Source organism: Wenzhouxiangella sp. YN1 (genome assembly GCF_056324145.1).
In genome coordinates, this window is sequence record NZ_JBJNIO010000139.1 from 1 (window position 1) to 321 (window position 321).

The 321-nt window shown below is 54.2% G+C and carries 1 protein-coding gene and 1 pseudogene; one reads left to right on the top strand and one right to left on the bottom strand.

Translation table 11 applies throughout. The features are described 5' to 3' along the window. A partial coding sequence (locus ACEWQZ_RS06710; protein ID WP_476482307.1) for a hypothetical protein occupies nucleotides 1-205 on the top strand: 205 nt, incomplete at its 5' end. Here the strand turns inward: ACEWQZ_RS06710 and ACEWQZ_RS06715 are convergent. Continuing rightward, a pseudogene (locus ACEWQZ_RS06715) lies at nucleotides 189-321 on the bottom strand (transposase); the annotation flags it as partial. The gene ACEWQZ_RS06710 and the pseudogene ACEWQZ_RS06715 sit on opposite strands and share 17 nt — an antisense overlap.

Consider the following 321-nt stretch of genomic DNA (forward strand, 5'->3'; position numbering starts at 1 on the left):
GCTCGAAATTACCCAGGACTGCGTTGAGCTCCAAAAAAAAGCCTTGTCGATGCTGGATAGGGCGCGCAATGGGGAAGCCGAATTAAGGCTGTCCTCGAACAGCGCCCTGACCGTCTTCACCTGGCAATGGACTGTCGATCGGATAAAGAAACACCTGTTCTGTAAATTCTCTTATCCATCCATCGCAACTATTGGTCCATTGTGAGGTAGACCCGTCCGGTCTCCCACTCGTCGGAGATTTTCCCTGGCAACGGCTGAGACCAGTCTCAGGCAGCTGTCTTCATTCGGGAACAGTGTCGCCACCCGTGTCCGCCGCTTGAG